12 protein-coding genes are annotated in these 17,488 nt (G+C 71.4%); 10 read left to right on the forward strand and 2 right to left on the reverse strand.

All coding sequences use genetic code 11. The annotated features are described in order from the left end of the window. Positions 1-936 precede the first annotated feature (936 nt). From ACMTAK_RS37970 to ACMTAK_RS38010, 9 genes are all read left to right on the forward strand, one after another. Complete coding sequence (locus ACMTAK_RS37970) at positions 937-2,874, forward strand: FAD/NAD(P)-binding protein (protein WP_413810341.1); 1,938 nt, start codon at positions 937-939, stop codon at positions 2,872-2,874. A 227-nt stretch (positions 2,875-3,101) separates the two neighbouring features. After that, positions 3,102-3,992, forward strand: coding sequence for an amino acid ABC transporter permease (locus tag ACMTAK_RS37975; RefSeq protein WP_413810342.1), 891 nt, complete (start codon positions 3,102-3,104; stop codon positions 3,990-3,992). A 5-nt stretch (positions 3,993-3,997) separates the two neighbouring features. Next, on the forward strand, positions 3,998-4,750 hold the full coding sequence (locus ACMTAK_RS37980; RefSeq protein WP_413813123.1) for an amino acid ABC transporter ATP-binding protein: 753 nt from the start codon (positions 3,998-4,000) through the stop codon (positions 4,748-4,750). Between the two features lie 71 nt (positions 4,751-4,821). Beyond that, complete coding sequence (locus ACMTAK_RS37985; RefSeq protein WP_413810343.1) at positions 4,822-5,784, forward strand: ABC transporter substrate-binding protein; 963 nt, start codon at positions 4,822-4,824, stop codon at positions 5,782-5,784. A 37-nt stretch (positions 5,785-5,821) separates the two neighbouring features. Then, positions 5,822-6,928: an LLM class flavin-dependent oxidoreductase gene (locus tag ACMTAK_RS37990; RefSeq protein WP_413810344.1), complete on the forward strand. Its 1,107-nt coding sequence runs from the start codon at positions 5,822-5,824 to the stop codon at positions 6,926-6,928. Further along, positions 6,925-8,274 carry an NtaA/DmoA family FMN-dependent monooxygenase gene (locus tag ACMTAK_RS37995; RefSeq protein WP_413810345.1) on the forward strand — a complete coding sequence of 450 codons (1,350 nt, stop codon included), beginning with the start codon at positions 6,925-6,927 and terminating at the stop codon, positions 8,272-8,274. Before ACMTAK_RS37990 ends, ACMTAK_RS37995 begins: the two co-directional genes overlap by 4 nt. A gap of 314 nt (positions 8,275-8,588) precedes the next feature. Next, complete coding sequence (locus ACMTAK_RS38000; RefSeq protein ID WP_413810346.1) at positions 8,589-9,494, forward strand: S1 family peptidase; 906 nt, start codon at positions 8,589-8,591, stop codon at positions 9,492-9,494. Between the two features lie 218 nt (positions 9,495-9,712). Next, complete coding sequence (locus ACMTAK_RS38005; protein ID WP_413810347.1) at positions 9,713-10,654, forward strand: slipin family protein; 942 nt, start codon at positions 9,713-9,715, stop codon at positions 10,652-10,654. A gap of 352 nt (positions 10,655-11,006) precedes the next feature. Further along, a complete protein-coding gene (locus ACMTAK_RS38010) occupies positions 11,007-12,083 on the forward strand; it encodes a S1 family peptidase (RefSeq protein ID WP_413810348.1) in 1,077 nt (358 codons plus the stop codon). Between the two features lie 115 nt (positions 12,084-12,198). Here ACMTAK_RS38010 and ACMTAK_RS38015 read toward each other — a convergent pair whose 3' ends face one another. Together ACMTAK_RS38015 and ACMTAK_RS38020 are read right to left on the reverse strand one after the other, a co-directional pair. Next, on the reverse strand, positions 12,199-12,642 hold the full coding sequence (locus ACMTAK_RS38015; RefSeq protein ID WP_413810349.1) for a subtilase-type protease inhibitor: 444 nt from the start codon (positions 12,640-12,642) through the stop codon (positions 12,199-12,201). 551 nt (positions 12,643-13,193) lie between these two features. After that, complete coding sequence (locus ACMTAK_RS38020) at positions 13,194-13,655, reverse strand: PPOX class F420-dependent oxidoreductase (protein WP_413810350.1); 462 nt, start codon at positions 13,653-13,655, stop codon at positions 13,194-13,196. A 237-nt stretch (positions 13,656-13,892) separates the two neighbouring features. Between ACMTAK_RS38020 and ACMTAK_RS38025 the strand changes: the two genes are divergently transcribed. After that, the gene (locus tag ACMTAK_RS38025; protein ID WP_413810351.1) at positions 13,893-17,450 is read left to right on the forward strand and encodes a DNA polymerase III subunit alpha; all 3,558 of its coding nucleotides are present in this window, start codon (positions 13,893-13,895) and stop codon (positions 17,448-17,450) included. The last annotated feature ends 38 nt before the right edge of the window (positions 17,451-17,488 follow it).

Below are 17,488 nucleotides of genomic sequence, written 5' to 3' on the forward strand. Positions count from 1 at the left end.
CAGTCCCCGGGCCGGGGCTCCGCCCCAGGCCCCGACCGGGGCTGCGCCTCAGTCCCCGGGTGGGGGTTTCGCTTTGGGCTGGGGGTGGGGGTTGCGCCTCAGGCTCCGGGCGAGGGGGCCAGGTTCGGGGCGGGCTCCAGGTCTTGGGCCGCGGTTTCGCTGCGGGCCTTGGGCGGGGCTTCGCTCCAGTCCCTGGGTGGGGGTTTCGCTTTGGGCTGGGGGTGGGGGTTGCGCCAGGCTCCGGGTGAGGGGGCCAGGTTCGGGGCGGGGCTTCAGGTCTTGGGCTGCGGTTTCGCTCCGGGCTCCGGGCGGGGGTTTCGCTGCGGGCCTTGGGCAAGGCGGGGCTTCGCCCCTCGAGGCATCGATATGCGGCTTCGCCGCGTGGCAGGGCTCCGCCCGCGGGCCGGGGGTCCAGGGGCGGAGCCCATGGTTACGGGAAGGGGCGGGGAGGGGAAAGAACCGCCGGACACCCCCGTAGCCGGAAGACGGGTTGAGGGGAGGGGCGGAGCACTGGCGTGTGTGGGAAGGCCGAAGGCGCGTGACGACGCGGATGTGCTGCGGCCACACCGGGGGAGGGAGTCCGGCGGGCGCGGGCGAAGCCTCAAAGCGCTGGGGAAGGGAGTCCCCCTACGGCAGCGGAGGCGGGCGGTCAGCCCGAACAGGACGACGACCACACCCGACCGAAGTCGATGTGGTCGCGCGTGACCAGTCGCTGCCTTGAGTCCATGGGGCAAGTGGAGCAGCCTTCCGCTTCCTCGTCAACCACGGTGAGACGCACTGCTCACAGTTCGGACAGTCTTGACAGCGCACCATGGGGTCGTCCTACTCTCGGGCCCATGCCGGGCTGAGGGGCCCGGCCGTTGTCGAGCTGAGGGGCTCGGCGTGTGTGAAGGCCGTGCGTGCGTGTGTTCACTTCAGAACTCACGGAGCCTCCGCATGTCCGCGAACCCGGACCATCCCGCGCATCCGGACCACCCCTTCCGATCACCCGCCACGGTCGTCTCACCCGCCACGGTCGTCATCGTCGGCGCGGGCCCGCGTGCCACCGGTCTGATCGAGCGCATCGCCGCCAACGCCCCCGAACTGTACGGCGACGGCGCCCCGTTCGAGCTGCACCTGGTCGATCCGCACCCGCCCGGCGGCGGCCGCATCTGGCGCCCCGACCAGTCCCCGCTGCTGTGGATGAACTCCATGGCCGAGGACGTCACCATGTTCACCGACGAGTCGGTGGAGCGCGAAGGCCCGATACGCCCCGGCCCCTCCCTCGCCGAATGGGCCCGCGAGGCCAGCGAGGCCAGCGAGGTCCGCGGAGCGGAGCCGCCGCACCCCCTGCCGCCCGAACTCGCCGCCGAGGCCGCCGCCCTGACCGGGCGGAGCTTCGCCACCAGACGGCTCCAGAGCGCCTATCTGCGCTGGGTGTACGAGCACTCGGTGGCCGATCTGCCGCCCGGCACCATCGTCCATGAGCACCGGGACCGGGCCGTACGCGTCACCGGGCCGCGCGACGGGCGGCAGCAGGTGTGGCTGGAGGGGCGGACCGCGCCGCTCACCGCCGACGCCGTGGTCCTCGCCCTCGGTCACCTCGACGCCGAACCCGACGCCGAGCAGCGGGCGCTCACCGCGTTCGCCGCCGAGCACCAACTGGTCCACCTCCCACCGGAGTTCACCGCCGACAGCGATGTCAGCGCGCTGCGCCCCGGCGAGCCGGTGATCGTACGCGGCCTCGGCCTCGCCTTCGTGGATCTGATGGTGCTGCTCACCGAGGGGCGCGGCGGACGCTATGAGCGCGGTCCGGACGGCGAGTTGGTCTACCGGCCCTCCGGCCGCGAGCCCGTGCTGTACGCCGGTTCGCGGCGCGGTGTGCCGTATCACGCCAAGATCGGCTACTCGCTGAGCGGTGAGCGGCCCCCGGTGCCGCGCTTCTTCGGCCCCGCCGAGGTCGATGCGTTGCTCTCCCGCCCCGGGCGGCCGGACTTCCGGCGCGACGTCTGGCCGCTGATCGCCAAGGAGCTGGGGTTCGCCCACTACCACCGGCTGTTCACCGCCCATCCGGAGCGCGTGGCCGGGGAGTGGTCCGCGTTCGAGGAGAAGTACGCCGCCTGCCCGCCCGGCGGCCCCGATCTGGACGTCCTGGTCGCCGCGGCCGTCCCCGACCCGGCCGACCGGCTCGACCTCGACACCCTCGACCGCCCCCTGGCCGGGCTGCGGTTCGGCGACCACGAGGCCCTGCAACAGGCGCTGCGCGGCCATCTCGAGGCCGACCTCGCCCGTCGCCACGACCCCGCGCACAGCCCCGACCTGGCCGTCTTCCTCGCCCTGCTCTCCGTCTACGGCCAGCTGATCCGGCTCGGCGACATCGGCGGCTGGTGGCACGGTTTCTTCAGCTTCCTCGCCTCCGGCCCGCCGGGGCCGCGGCTTGAGCAACTGCTCGCGCTCTCCCGCGCCGGAGTGGTCCGCTTCCTCGGCGCCGAGACGACCGTGACCACCGATCCGGTGCGCGGGGTGTTCCGGGCGAGCTCCGCCAGTGTGCCCGGCCATGCCGTCGAGGCCCGTGCGCTTGTCGAGGCCCGGCTGCCGGAGCCGACCGTGGACCGCTCCCGCGACACCCTGCTGCGCTCCCTGCACCGCGACGGCGCCGCCGCCACCCCGGCCGGACTGCTCGCCGTCAGCTCCGCCGACGCCCGGATCCTGGACCGGGCGGGCCGCCCGCATCCGCGCCGCTTCGCGCTCGGCCCGCACACCGACGCCCGCGCCTCGGGCGCCTTCGCCCGGCCCCGCACCAACGCGCCCGCGTTCCGGCAGAACGACGCCACCGCGCGCGCCCTGCTGCGCTGTCTGCGCGAGCTGTCCTGTCGCGCCACGGTCACCGCCTGAGCCTCACCGCTTGAGCGCCACCGCCTGAGTCGCACCGCTTGAGCGCCACCGCCTGAGTCGCACCGCTTGAGCGCCACCGCTCGAGCGCCACCGCCTCAGCCTCACCGCCTCAGCCTCACCGCTCGAGCGCCACCGCCTGCGCCTCACCGCCTGGGGCCCGGCCGACTGAGTGCCCCCCGGAAACCATCCCCCGCACAACCCCCAGCTCTCCCTCCGAAGGACCCTCCATGTCCCTGACCTCCGATCCACCCGTCGACAAGGCCGCCGCAAACGGCGCCGAACGCGAGGACTACTCCGCCCTCAAGGTCGTCCCGGTACGCCACCCCTGGCGCTGGGCCGCCGTCGTCGTCACCGCCGTCCTCGTGGCCCAGTTCGCCCACGGCCTGATCACCAACTCCGGCTGGGAGTGGGACGTCTTCGCCGACTTCTTCACCACCCGGACCATCCTCGAGGCGGTCTGGATCACCATCCAGCTCACCTTCTACGGCACCGCGCTCGGCTTCGCCCTCGGCATCGTCCTCGCCTTCATGCGGCTGTCCCAGAGTCCCTTCCTGAAGTCGGTCGCCTTCACCTACATCTGGGCGTTCCGCTCCATCCCGCTCATCGTCCAGCTGCTGTTCTGGTTCAACCTCACCTATCTCTACAAGCGGCTCGACTTCGGCGTCCCCTTCGGCCCCGGCTTCTTCTCCTTCGACACCGCGGGTCTGGTCGGGGCGATGAGCGCCGCGGTGCTCGGGCTCGCGCTCCACCAGGCCGCCTACGCGGCGGAGATCGTGCGCGGCGGCGTCCTCGCCGTGGACGGCGGACAGTTGGAGGCGGCGGCCGCGCTCGGCATCCCCCGGCTGCGGCAGCTGCGCCGGATCGTGCTCCCGCAGGCGATGCGGTCGATCCTGCCGAACGCCGCCAACGAGGTGATCTCGCTCTTCAAGGGCACCTCGATCGTCTCCGTCATGGCGATCGGCGAGCTCTTCTACCAGGTGCAGGTCATCTATGGACGCAACGGCCGGGTCGTGCCGCTGCTGATGGTCGCGACCGTCTGGTACATCATCCTGACCACCGTGCTCTCGATCGCGCAGTACTACGTCGAGCGCCACTTCTCGCGGGGAGCCACCCGATGACCGCCATGGTCGACATCCGCTCCGTCCACAAGAGCTTCGGGTCGCTCCAGGTGCTGCGCGGCATCGACCTGGAGGTGCGCTCCGGGGAGGTGGCCGTCGTCCTCGGCCCCTCCGGCTCCGGTAAGTCCACCCTGCTGCGCGCCATCAACCACCTGGAGAAGGTGGACAGCGGCTGGATCAGCGTCGGCGGCTCGCTGGTCGGCTACCGCCGCCAGGGCGACCGCCTCTACGAACTGCGCGAACGCGAGATCCTCAGGCAGCGTACCCGGATCGGCTTCGTCTTCCAGAACTTCAACCTCTTCCCGCATCTGACGGTGCTGGAGAACATCGTCGAGGCGCCGATATCGGCGTTGCGCCACCCCAGGAAGGAAGCGGTGCGCGCCGCCGAGGCGCTGCTCGACCGGGTCGGTCTGGCCGACAAGGCGGCCGCGTACCCCCGGCAGCTCTCCGGCGGACAGCAGCAGCGGGTGGCGATCGCCCGTGCCCTCGCCCTGGAGCCCGAGCTGCTGCTCTTCGACGAGCCGACCTCCGCCCTCGACCCCGAACTGGTCGGCGAGGTCCTCGACGTCATCAAGGATCTGGCCCACCAGGGCACCACGATGATCGTCGTCACCCATGAGATCGGCTTCGCGCGGGAGGTGGCCGACACCGTCGTCTTCATGGACGGCGGCCGGATCGTCGAGCGGGGCACGCCCGCCGAGGTGCTCGACGCCCCGCGCCATGAGCGCACCAAGGCGTTCCTCTCCAAGGTCCTCTGATGCCACCGATGTTCACCAGATCACCGATGTCCACCAGATCACCGATATCCACCTACGCAAGGAGCACCCCCGTGAAGACCCGCCGCACCCTCGTCACCGCCGTCGCCGCGCTCACCGCCTCCGCCCTGCTCGGCGGCTGCGGCGACGGCGACTCTCAGGAGACGGTGGGCTCCAAGGGCTCGAAGAACGCCATCAACATCAGCCCGGACCAGCACCGCGTCAGAGGGAAGAAGGTCGACTCGATCGCGGCGAAGGTCCCGGCCGCGATCCGGGAGCGCGGCACCCTGCGCATCGGCGGCAGCGCCGACGCCTCCGCCCCGCTCGGCTTCTACGCGACCGACGACAAGACCCGGATCGGCTCCGAGCTCGACATCGCCACGCTGGTGGCCGACACCCTCGGGCTCAAGGTCGACTTCCAGCCGGTCTCCTGGGAGAACCTCTTCGTCGGCCTCGACAGCTCCAAGTTCGACGGCGTGTTCTCCAATGTGACGGTCACCGAGGAGCGCAAGGAGAAGTACGACTTCGCCACCTACCGGCTGGACGACCTCGCCTTCGAGGCCAAGAAGGGCACCTCCTGGCGGGTCAAGGGCCCGAAGGACGTGGCGGGCAAGACCGTATCGGTCGCCTCCGGCACCAACCAGGAGAAGATCCTGGTCGACTGGAGCAAGCAGAACGAGACGGCGGGCCGCAAGCCCGTGGACATCAAGTACTTCCAGAAGGACACCGACTACTACCTCGCCCTCCAGTCCGGCCGTATCGACGCCTACTTCGGCCCGAACCCCACCTCCGCCTACCACGTCGCCTCGGCCGGCCAGACCCAGATCATCGGCCGGTTCTCGGGCGGTGGCGACCAGGTGCAGGGCAAGATCGCGGCGACCACCAAGAAGGGCAGCGGGCTGGTCGACGCCTATGCCGCGGCCCTGGACCACGTGATCCAGGACGGTTCGTACGCCAAGGTCCTGAAGCGGTGGGGGCTCTCCAGCGAGGCGGTGAAGAAATCCGAGATCAACCCGCCCGGGCTGCCCAAGCCGTGACCCGCTGACTCCCCGAAGAACGAGGAAGGCCCCGACCATGGCCGTACCGACCGGCACCCTGCACCTGGCCGCCGCCATCGACGGCAACGGGCAGTACCAGGCGCCGTACTACGTGGAACTCGCCCGACTCGCCGAGGACGGCGTGCTCGACTTCATCACCCTGGACGACAGCCTCGGCCCTCCGGGGCCGGGCCGGGGCAGGCTTGACGCGCTCGCCGTCCTCGCGCGTGTCGCGCCCGCCACCGGGCGGATCGGCCTGGTGCCGACGGTCACCACCACCCACACCGAGCCGTTCCATGTCTCCTCGTCCGTGGCCACCTTGGACTGGGTGAGCCGCGGCCGGGCGGGCTGGCGGATCGAGGTGTCGGCGACGGACGCGGAGGCGCGGCTGGTGGGCCGCCGCCCCGCGGCCCCCGCCGGGGAGCTGTGGGCCGAGGCAGCGGAGGTGGCCGATGTGGTGGCCCGGCTGTGGGACAGCTGGGAGGACGACGCCGAGATCCGCGACACCGCAACCGGCCGCTTCGTCGACCGCGACAAGCTGCACTACGTGGACTTCGAGGGCGCCCACTTCACGGTGCGCGGCCCGGCCATCGTGCCCCGGCCCCCGCAGGGCCACCCGGTGGTGGCCGTCGCCGCCACCGACCCGGTGAGCTGGCAGACCGCGGCCCGACACGCCGATGTGGCGTACATCCGCGCCACCTCCCCGGAGGAGGCGGGCCGCATCCGCGACGAGCTGCGGCGGCGCGTGGTGGCGCACGGCCGGGAGCCCGGCGCGCTCACCGTGCTCGCCGCCGTGGCCGTGGACCTGGCCGACGGGGAGGGCGCGCCCGGTAACCCCCCGGCCACGGGCGGCGCGCCGGTGCCGCTGACCGACACGCCCGGCGGTCCCCCGCTGTACCGCGGGGGGCCGGTGGAACTCGCCGAGCTGATCACCGGCTGGCACACCGCCGACGCCGTGGACGGCTTCCACATCACCCCCGTCGCCCCACGCCATGACCTGGAACGTTTCGTCAACGGCACCGTGGCGCTGCTCCAGCACCGGGGGCTGTTCCGCACCTTCTACCCCGGAGCGACACTCCGCGCCCACCTGGGGCTCTCCCGCCCGGCCAACCGCTACGCCCCGGAGAGGGAGGCCGCCCGATGACCTCGCGGCCCCAGCAGATCCATCTCGCGGCCCACTTCCCCGGGGTCAACAACACCACCGTGTGGACAGTCCCGCCCGCCGGGGCGACCACCACCCCTGGCCGATGCGCTTCGCACAACCCCGCTCTCGGGAGCCAGATCGACTTCTCCTCCTTCGAACATCTCGCGCGCACCGCCGAGCGCGGGCTGTTCGACTTCTTCTTCCTCGCCGAGGGGTTGCGGCTGCGCGAGCACAACGGCCGGATCCACGACCTCGACGTGGTCGGCAGGCCCGAGTCGATCACCGTGCTCAACGCGCTGGCCGCCGTCACCGAACGGCTGGGGCTGGCCGCCACCGTCAACGCCACGTTCAACGAACCGTACGAACTGGCCCGCCGGTTCGCCTCCCTGGACCACCTCAGCGGGGGCCGCGCCGCCTGGAACGTGGTGACCTCCTCCGACGCCTTCACCGGCGAGAACTTCCGGCGCGGCGGCTTCCTGGACCGGGCCGACCGTTACACCCGGGCCGCCGAGTTCGTCGCCGCCGCCCGTGAGCTGTGGGACTCCTGGACGCCGGACGGCACACCGCGCCCGTTCGCCCACACCGGCCGGCACTTCACCATCGACGGCGAGTTCGGCGTGCCGCGCTCGCCGCAGGGCCATCCGGTGGTGATCCAGGCCGGGGACTCCGACGAGGGCCGGGAGTTCGCCGCCTCCACCGCCGACATCATCTTCACCCGGCACGGCTCACTGGAGGCCGGGCGCGCCTTCTACGCCGATGTCAAGCGGCGGCTCGCACGGTACGGACGCGCCCCCGGCGAGCTGAAGATCATGCCCGGGGTGACCCTGGTGCTCGGCGACACCCCGGCCGACGCCGGGGAGAAGGCCGCCGAGATCCGGCGGCAGCAGGTCTCGCCGCAGACCGCGATCCTCACCCTGGAGCAGATCTGGGGTGTGGACCTGTCCGGCTACGACCCGGACGGGCCACTTCCGGACATCGATCCCGACCCCGAATCCCAACTGGTCCAGGGCCGGGTGCGGCACGGCGATCCGCTGGCCGTGGCCGCCAAGTGGCGGGCGTTGTCGGAGGAGAAAGGGCTGTCCATCCGGCAGACCGTCATCGAGGCGACCGGGCGTCAGTCGTTCATCGGCACCCCGGAGGCGGTCGCGGCGGAGATGGCGGAATTCGTCGCCGCCGACGCCGCCGACGGCTTCATCCTCGTACCCCATCTGACCCCCGGCGGGCTCGATGACTTCGTGGACCGGGTGGTGCCGCTGCTTCAGGAGCGCGGGGTGTTCCGCACCGCGTACACCGGTCCGACACTCCGCGACCACCTGGGACTTACCGTTCCGGGGGAGCGGGGCTGAGCGGCCGCGCGGCGGTCCGGCCGTCGGGACGCGATACGTCCGCGCCATAACGGAACCCGATCGCCCGTGCGTCCGTCTCACCGGATACCCAAGGGGATGGGAGCACAAGCCCCGGCGGCCTGAACCCGCCGGGGCTATGTGGCGTGTGCCCGACGGCTGTTCCGAATTGTCCTCTTGCGCGCTGCGCCCGGAGCCACGAATACTTCCGGAAGCGCTTGTCAGGGGCACGCCGAATCGGTCATATCGGCGTGCTCATTGACTGCGCCTCACGGGCCTGCCCACCCAAGCGGACCCCCGATTCCCCGGAGGAAGAGTTGAGGATCAAGCGCAACGCCCCCCACAGCAAGCAGGCGAGACGTATCGCCCTGATCGCCGCGACCTCCGCCCTGGTGGCCGGAACGGTGCTCGCCGCCCCCGCCGCCTACGCCGGTAGCGACGGCGCCCGCACCTTCAGCGCGGCCGAGGCCAAGTCGGCGAGCAGCGCCGTCCTCGAGGCCGATGTCGCGGGCACCGCCTGGTATGTCGAGAAGGGGACCAACAAGCTCGTGGTCACCGCCGACAGCACGGTGTCCCAGAGTGAGATAGCCAAGATCAAGAACACCGCCGGCTCGAACGCCGACGCGATCGAGGTCAAGCGGACCTCCGGCAAGATTCAGAAGCTGATCTCGGGCGGCGACGCGATCTACGCGAGTAGCTGGCGCTGCTCCCTCGGCTTCAACGTGCGCAACAGCAGTGGGGCCAACTACTTCGTCACCGCCGGCCACTGCACCGACGGCGCCGGCACCTGGTGGTCGAACTCCGGCCACACCACCACCATCGGCCCGACGTCCGGCTCCAGCTTCCCGACCAACGACTACGGTCTGGTCCGGTACAGCGGCTCGGTCACCCCCCAGGGCACCGTCGGCAGCCAGGACATCACCTCGGCCGCCAACCCGACCGTGGGCCAGACGGTCACCCGACGCGGCTCCACCACCGGCATCCACAGCGGCCGGGTCACCGCGCTGAACGCCACGGTCAACTACGGCAACGGCGACATCGTCTACGGCATGATCCAGACCACGGTCTGCGCCGAGCCCGGCGACAGCGGCGGCCCGCTCTACGCCGGCTCCACCGCCCTCGGCCTCACCTCCGGCGGCAGCGGCAACTGCACCTCCGGTGGCACCACGTTCTTCCAGCCGGTCGTCGAGGCGCTGAACGCGTACGGCGTGAGCGTCTACTGATCGGCGCCGTTCCTCCGCTGATCAACTCCGCACCAGGCTGAGCGAGAGCCCCCGTCCGTGCTGCCGGACGGGGGCTCTCCGCGTCGGTGGGGTAGGCCGTTCCATGCGGCCCGGCGGGGGTTTTCCACAGCCCTCCCCACTGCTCGGCGGGCGGACTATCGTGGACATCAGTACCCCACGAGGGGCATTGTTCGCGATACGGACGGCAGGTGGCCGTGATGGTCGATGCGCTCGTGACATTGGTAGTGGTACTGGCTTGCCTCGGCGCCCTGGGCGTGCTGGCCGCGGCCCGAGTGGTCAAGCAGTACGAGCGGGGGGTGGTCTTCCGGCTCGGGAGGCTCCGCTCGGATATCCGGGGGCCGGGGTTCACCATGATCGCTCCGTTTGTCGACCGGCTCCAGAAGGTCAATATGCAGATCGTGACGATGCCCGTCCCCGCCCAGGAGGGCATCACCCGGGACAATGTGACCGTGCGGGTCGACGCCGTCGTCTACTTCAAGGTCGTGGACGCGGCCGAGGCGCTGATCGCGGTGGAGGACTACCGCTTCGCCGTCTCCCAGATGGCCCAGACCTCGCTGCGGTCGATCATCGGGAAGAGCGATCTGGACGATCTGCTCTCCAACCGGGAGAAGCTCAACCAGGGCCTGGAGCTCATGATCGACAGCCCGGCCGTCGGATGGGGCGTCCATATCGACCGGGTGGAGATCAAGGATGTGTCGCTGCCGGAGACCATGAAGCGGTCGATGGCCCGCCAGGCGGAGGCCGACCGGGAGCGCCGCGCCCGGGTGATCAACGCGGACGCGGAGCTGCAGGCATCGACGAAGCTGGCCGAGGCCGCCGCCCAGATGGCCGACACCCCTTCGGCGCTCCAGCTGCGGCTGCTCCAGACGGTGATGGCGGTCGCCGCCGAGAAGAACTCCACACTGGTGCTGCCCATCCCGGTCGAGCTGCTGCGCTTCCTGGAGAGGGGCCAGCAGGAGATCCCGGCGGCGGCCCGGACAGAGGGTGGCGCGGAGGGTGGCGCCCCGGCCGCCGGTCCGGCCGCCACACCGGAGCGGGAGGCCGCGCCCGCGCGGCCCGGCCAGCCTGCCCAGCCCGCTCGGCAGGCGATGCCGACGCTCACCGAGCGCGAGCCGGAGCCGCATACGGTCGAGCGATGAGCCATGGGAGGTGATCCGGCAGGGAGTTCCGCGAGGATTCCGCGAGGGGATTCCGCGAGGGGTTCCATGGGGTGATCCGCCCGGTTTGACGGCTCGTCCGTATACCTGATTCGGTGCCCGTACACCTCGAAGGTGTGCGGGCACCGCCATGTCCGGACATGAGTCCGCAGTGTAAATTTCACGCCCATGACGTGAACGCGCCCTTGTGCGCGCCCGGTGGTGATGGGAATACTCGGCGGCGCAAATTGGCATGGACGCGCCCCCAAGGGGGGAGAAGCGCTATGCCATTACGCCCTCCGGGCCCTGGCACCCCACTGCCGACGGGCCCAACCCCCCACTGGAAGGCAGAGAGTTGAAGCACCGCCGCATACCCAAGCGTCGTGTCGCCATCGCCGGAGCCGGCATAGCGGCCCTGGTCGCCACGGGCATCACCCTGCAGAGCGCCAACGCCACCCCCGGTGAGCCCCAGCCCGACACCCTCTCGGTCGGCGCCGCCGGAAAGCTCGCCAGCACGCTCACCTCCTCGCTCAAGAGCGACACGGCGGGTTCGTACTACGACGCCAAGGCCAAGAAGCTCGTCGTCAACGTGGTCAACAAGGGCGTCGTGGACAAGGTCCGGGAGGCCGGAGCCGAGGCCAAGGTGGTCACGAACACCCTGGCCGAGCTGAGCAAGGCGCGTCAGACGCTGAAGCAGAAGGCCACCATCCCCGGCACCTCGTGGTCGGTTGACCCCAGAAGCAACAAGGTCATCGTCACCGCGGACAGCTCCGTCAAGGGCACCCGGATGGCCACCCTCAACAAGGTCGCCGACGCGCTCGGCGACAAGGTCGAGGTGAAGCGCTCGGCCGGGAAGTTCTCCACTTTCATCGCGGGTGGCGACGCCATCTGGGGCGACGGTGGGCGCTGCTCGCTCGGGTTCAACGTCGTCAAGGGCGGCCAGCCGTACTTCCTGACCGCCGGTCACTGCACCGAGGCCATCAGCAGCTGGTCGGACTCGCAGGGCGGCGAGGAGATCGGGACCAACGAGGGCAGCGAGTTCCCCGGTAACGACTACGGACTGGTCAAGTACACCAAGGACACCGACCACCCGAGCGCGGTCGACCTCTACAACGGCAGCAGCCAGGAGATCGCCAAGGCCGGTGACGCCACCGTCGGTCAGAAGGTGACGCGCAGCGGCTCCACCACCCAGGTGCACGACGGCGAGGTCACCGGCCTCAACGCGACCGTCAACTACCAGGAAGGGTCGGTCGAAGGGCTGATCCAGACCAACGTCTGCGCCGAGCCCGGCGACAGCGGCGGCGCGCTCTTCGCGGGCGACACGGCGCTGGGTCTGACCTCCGGCGGCAGCGGTGACTGCTCCTCGGGCGGCGAGACCTTCTTCCAGCCGGTGCCGGAGGCGCTGCAGGCGTTCGGCGCCGAGATCGGCTGACCTGGCTGACCTGGTGAGCGTTTCGCTCCCGCGGTCCGCTCCCGTGTGAACCAAAGCAGGCCCCCGGACACCCGTGGACGGTGTCCGGGGGCCTTCCCCTTTTCCGGTCAGTCCATCAGAACTCGAAGACCATCGTCGGGGCCGCGCTCTTGAAGCAGTTGTTCGCGAAGGTGTGCTCGTACGACACCCGGCGGCCGTCCCAGATTCCCTCGGCGGTGACGGTGATGGGGTGCCATTCCTTGGTGCACACCCGGCCGGACTCCGCCCCGGTCCGCAGCTGACCGAACACGCCGCCCACGGAGCGGAGTTCGGCGCATGCCTTGGCGGGGGCCGGGTGGGTACCGGTGGGGGTGGGGCGACAGCTCAGAGTCACCGCCCGCTGGACCTCGGTCGTGGCCGCGTCGGTCCCCCAGCCGACGGTCAGGACCAGCGCGGACGGCGGATACAGGCTCTGCGGCTTGGCGGGCGCGGCGTGTGCCGCGCCGCTCGTGCCGATCCCCAGCACGGCGCTCACGGCCAGTGCGGCCCCCAGTCCGATCGCCCCAGTAGTTTTCCGCATTTCGAACACTCCCTTGCTCGTCGTTGCAGATACCGGACGGAGTTCTACGCGGTGTGCGTCAGGAACGCACGTCGATCGAGCACTTCCGGTCGCTACAAGTAGTCGTTCGGTGGCTTATTGTCGCGTGCGGTGGATGTCCGGGCGCGGAACGCCGCGTGGCGACCGGGTGTGCGGCGCCGTGCGCGTCGCGCCCCTCGAGGGACCCCGTCCGCCGTCTCGCGCTCCTGTGGATGGCGTGCTCAGCGAGGTGGCCGAGATGCTCAAATCGATTCAAGGGCGCTCAGGTGAGCGAGATCGAGTGATATTCATGATGCCTCTGGGGAGAGGGCTGTCGCGTACCACGCCAGGGCGAGAACCCGCCAGGGCAAGCCGACCGGCGGAGTGGGGTCGGAGCCCGGAATCCGCGGCTCCCTCGGGGCCGTCCCAGGGGGTGTCCGCCGCGTGGCAGGGGCTTCGCTCCTGGGCCCGGGGGATGGGGCGGCGCCCCGGTTGTGGGAAGGGGCGGGTAGGGGAGCAGCCCGCCGCGGGCGTCAAGGCCCGTCAGAAGGGCCCTAGTCGCCCGGGACCAGCTCTCCGCTCAGGGGTCCGGTCCGGCTTCCCCAGCCGTAGCCGCGCTCCGCGCGCAACCGCACCACCAGCCGCCGCTCGGCCACCATCGCCGCGCGGAACTCCTCCCAGTCCGGATGCTCGCCCTGGATCGCGCGGTAGACCTCCACCAGCTCATCGGCGGTGGCGTCATGGGGATCGGCGGCGACCGGTGTCAGCTCGGCATCGCCCTCGGCCACCAGATAGGAGTAGTGGTCCCTGCTGGTGACATAGAAGCTCGCGCGCGGATCACGGCGCAGATTGCGGGTCTTGACGCGGTCGTCGGTGACGGAGATCCGGATGAGGCGCGTCGCGGGGTCGTAGGTGAAGGCGACATTGGACAGTTGCGGCCGTCCGTCCCGCTTGAGGGTGACGAGCGCGCCGGTGCGCTGCTCCCGTAGCAGATCGAGCAGGGATCCCTCCGTCATGGTGATCAGCATACGCACGGGCCGGTGGCTCGCCTACTGATTCGACCCACCGGCTTCCGCGTGCCGCGTCCACAAGGCGACACGCGGGATTAAAGGCGTTTTGGGTGCTTATGGTGGAGTAGGAGGGAGGGGGAAAGTGCCATCGAAGCCAACTCGCACGCGTGTTCGAGAATGGGGTTATGGTGGGGCGTGGGACATGCAGGGTCGGTCAGGGGGTGTGAGCGGCGGGAGGTGCGGATGCCAGGCTTCACGCATCTGCACACCGCGTCCGGGTTCTCCATGCGGTACGGGGCCGCGCACCCGGAGCGGCTGGCGCAGCGTGCCGCCGAGCGCGGCATGGACGCGATCGCGCTGACCGACCGCGACAGCCTCGCCGGAGCGGTGCGGTTCGCCCGGGCGTGTGAGCGCGCGGGGGTGCGGCCGTTGTTCGGGGTGGACCTCGCCGTGCGGATGGAGGCCCCGGAGCGGGGGCGCACCGCCCGGCGCCGTACGCCGGTGCGCGGCGGGGCGTTCATCGACGAGTCCGCGCCCCGGGTGGTCTTTCTCGCCCGGGACGGCGCGCCCGGCTGGGCCGTGCTGTGCGGGCTGGTCTCCGCCGCCCATGCCGGGCTCGCCCACCCCGGAACCGCCCGGACGAACGGCGCAGGACCGCCCCTGCTGCACTGGCGCGATCTGGTGAGCGACCCCGGCGCGCTCGCCCCGCTGACCGCGCTGCTCGGCCCGGACTCCGACGTCGGCCGGGCCCTGGCCGCCGGACGCCCCGACCGGGCCGCCCGGCTGATCGCCCCCTGGCGCGAACTCTTCGGCGACGCGCTGCGGCTGGAGGCCGTATGGCACGGCCGCACCGGCACCGGACCGGGCTCGCTGCGGCTCGCCGCCCGTACCGTCGGCTTCGCCGCCGAGCAGGGCGTCCCGGCCGTGCTGAGCAACGCCGTGCGCTACGCCGATCCGGGGGAGGGGCCGGTCGCCGACGTCCTGGACGCGGCCCGCCGGCTCGTCCCCATCGACCCGCGCACCCCCGGGGCGCTCGACAGCGGTGAGCGCTGGCTCAAGGGCCCCCGGGACATGGCGAAGGCGGCCGAGCGGATCGTGGAGGCGGCGGGGATGCGGCGGGACGCCGCGCACCGGCTGCTGGAGGAGACCCGGCGCACCGCCGCCGGGTGTCTGGTCGACCCCGAGGACCACATCGGCCTGGGCAGCGTCCACTTCCCCGAGCCCCGGCTGGTCGGGGCCGGGCGGCGGAGCGCCGAGCGGGTGCTGCGGTCGCGCTGCGCCGCCGCCATGGTGCTGCGGGGGTACGACCGCGACCGGGCGCGCTGGGAGCGGCTGGAGGACGAGCTGCGCACCATCGAACGGCTCGGTTTCGCCTCGTACTTCCTCACCGTCGCGCAGGTCGTCGACGACACCCGGGAGCTGGGCATCCGGGTGGCCGCCCGGGGCTCCGGCGCCGGATCGTTCGTCAACCATCTGCTGGGCATCGCCCACGCCGACCCCGTGGCCAACGGTCTGCTGATGGAGCGCTTCCTGTCGGTGCGGCGGGCCGCGCTGCCCGATATCGACATCGATGTGGAGTCGGCGCGCCGGCTCGACGTCTATCGCGCGATCTTCGAACGGTTCGGGGCCGAGCGGGTCGCGACCGTCTCGATGCCCGAGACCTACCGGGTGCGCCACGCCGTACGGGACGTGGGCGCGGCGCTCGGCATGGACCCGGCCGAGGTGGACCGGCTCGCCAAGTCCTTCCCGCACATCCGCGCCCGGGATGCCCGCGCGGCGCTCGCGGAACTGCCCGAGCTGCGGGAGCTACGAGAGGCGACCGCCGAGCAGGAACGTTTCGGCAGGTTCTGGGAACTGGTCGAGGCGCTCGACGGGCTGCCCCGTGGCATCGCCATGCACCCCTGCGGGGTGCTGCTCTCGGACGCCGGACTGCTGGCCCGTACGCCCATCGTGCCGACCAGCGGCGAGGGCTTCCCGATGTCGCAGTTCGACAAGGACGACGTGGAGGAGCTCGGACTGCTCAAGCTGGATGTCCTCGGGGTGCGGATGCAGTCCGCGATGGCGCACGCGGTCGCCGAGATCCGGCGGGCCACCGGGCGTGTCGTGGACATCGACGACCCCGAACAGGTGCGGCCCGGCGATTCGGCCACCTACGACCTGATCCGCTCCACCGAGACCCTCGGCTGCTTCCAGATCGAATCGCCCGGTCAGCGCGATCTCCTCGGCCGGCTCCAGCCCACCTCCTTCCACGATCTCGTGGTCGACATATCGCTTTTCCGGCCCGGTCCGGTAGCCGCCGACATGGTCCGGCCCTTCATCGACGCCCGGCACGGCCGCAAGTCCCCGCGCTATCCGCATCCGGATCTGGAGGACGCGCTGCGCGAGACATACGGGGTCGTGGTCTTCCATGAACAGATCATCAAGATCGTGTCGATCATGACCGGATGTGAGCGGGACCTCGCCGACGAGGCGCGGCGCGCGCTGTCCGACCCCGAGCGGCAGGGGCGGGTGCGGGCCTGGTTCCACGCGGAGGCGGAGAAGCGGGGCTACGCGCCGGAGGTGCGACTGCGCACCTGGGAGATCGTCGAGGCGTTCGGCTCGTACGGCTTCTGCAAGGCGCATGCCGTCGCCTTCGCGGTCCCGACGTATCAGTCCGCCTGGCTCAAGGCCCACCATCCGGCCGCCTTCTACGCCGGGCTGCTCACCCATGACCCCGGGATGTACCCGAAGCGGCTGCTGCTGGCGGACGCGCGGCGGCGCGGGGTGCCGATCCTGCCGCTGGATGTGAACCGGTCGGGGGCCGCCTATCGAATCGAACTGACGTCTGGTGATTCTCATGACAGCAGTGGTAAACGCGACGGCAGTAGTAAACGCGACAGCCGTCATAAAGCGGACGCCGGTATCCGGCTGGCGCTGAGCGACGTCCACGGCATCAGCGAGGCCGAGACCGAGCGGATCGCGGCCGGACAGCCGTACTCCTCGCTCCAGGACCTGTGGCTGCGCGCCCACCCCGGGCGGCCGGTCGCCGAACGGCTGGCCCAGGTCGGCGCGTTGGACGCGTTCGGCGCGAGCCGCCGCGATCTGCTGCTGCAGATCGCCGAACTGCACCGGCAGCAGCGGGGCGCCGCCGCCCGGCGCAACGCGGAGGGCCAGCTTCCGCTGGCCGAAACCGGCCCCGCCGCCCCCGCCGGACTCCCCGACCTCGACGCGAACGAACGCCTCGGCGCCGAACTCGGCATCCTCGGCATGGACGTCTCCCGCCATCTGATGGGCGACCACCGGGACTTCCTGGAGGAGCTGGGCGCGATCCCCGCGAAGCGGCTGCGCGACGCGCCGCACGGGGAGGTCGTACTCGTCGCCGGCGCCAAGGCCGCCACCCAGACCCCGCCGATCCGCTCCGGGCGCCGGGTCATCTTCACCACGCTCGACGACGGTACGGGGCTGGTCGACTGCGCCTTCTTCGACGACAGCCACGCGGCGTGCGCGCACACCGTCTTCCACTCCTGGCTGCTGCTCGTCCGCGGCGTGGTCCAGCGGCGCGGCCCGCGCAGCCTCAGCATCGTCGGCTCGGCCGTGTGGAACCTCGCCGAACTGGCCCAGCTCAGGAAGGAGGGCGGCCTCGGGGCGGTCGCCGCCGAACTGGCGGGGGCGGGCCCGGAGACGGGCGAGGCGGACTCCGGCCGCCGCATCGAGATGCCCACCGGCTACGCCATGCACCCCTGGGCCGACCTCCGGCCCGCGGGCGACCAGGCCGCCACCGGCCGCAAACTGTGGCACTCCAGCCCGGGGAGCGCGGGATGACCAGCGGCCGGCACCCCTTCCCGACCCGCCTGATGGAC

The organism is Streptomyces lacaronensis (assembly GCF_047337785.1).
Lineage (GTDB): Bacteria > Actinomycetota > Actinomycetes > Streptomycetales > Streptomycetaceae > Streptomyces > Streptomyces lycopersici.

What these genes read in the sequence shown, in the direction of transcription:
- ACMTAK_RS37970 (WP_413810341.1), top strand. Translation starts at nt 937, where the DNA reads ATGTCCGCGAACCCGGACCATCCCGCGCATCCGGACCACCCCTTCCGA.
- ACMTAK_RS37990 (WP_413810344.1), top strand. Translation starts at nt 5,822, where the DNA reads ATGGCCGTACCGACCGGCACCCTGCACCTGGCCGCCGCCATCGACGGC.
- ACMTAK_RS37975 (WP_413810342.1), top strand. Translation starts at nt 3,102, where the DNA reads ATGTCCCTGACCTCCGATCCACCCGTCGACAAGGCCGCCGCAAACGGC.
- ACMTAK_RS38015 (WP_413810349.1), bottom strand. Translation starts at nt 12,642, where the DNA reads ATGCGGAAAACTACTGGGGCGATCGGACTGGGGGCCGCACTGGCCGTG.
- ACMTAK_RS38020 (WP_413810350.1), bottom strand. Translation starts at nt 13,655, where the DNA reads ATGACGGAGGGATCCCTGCTCGATCTGCTACGGGAGCAGCGCACCGGC.
- ACMTAK_RS38025 (WP_413810351.1), top strand. Translation starts at nt 13,893, where the DNA reads ATGCCAGGCTTCACGCATCTGCACACCGCGTCCGGGTTCTCCATGCGG.
- ACMTAK_RS37995 (WP_413810345.1), top strand. Translation starts at nt 6,925, where the DNA reads ATGACCTCGCGGCCCCAGCAGATCCATCTCGCGGCCCACTTCCCCGGG.
- ACMTAK_RS38005 (WP_413810347.1), top strand. Translation starts at nt 9,713, where the DNA reads ATGGTCGATGCGCTCGTGACATTGGTAGTGGTACTGGCTTGCCTCGGC.
- ACMTAK_RS37980 (WP_413813123.1), top strand. Translation starts at nt 3,998, where the DNA reads ATGGTCGACATCCGCTCCGTCCACAAGAGCTTCGGGTCGCTCCAGGTG.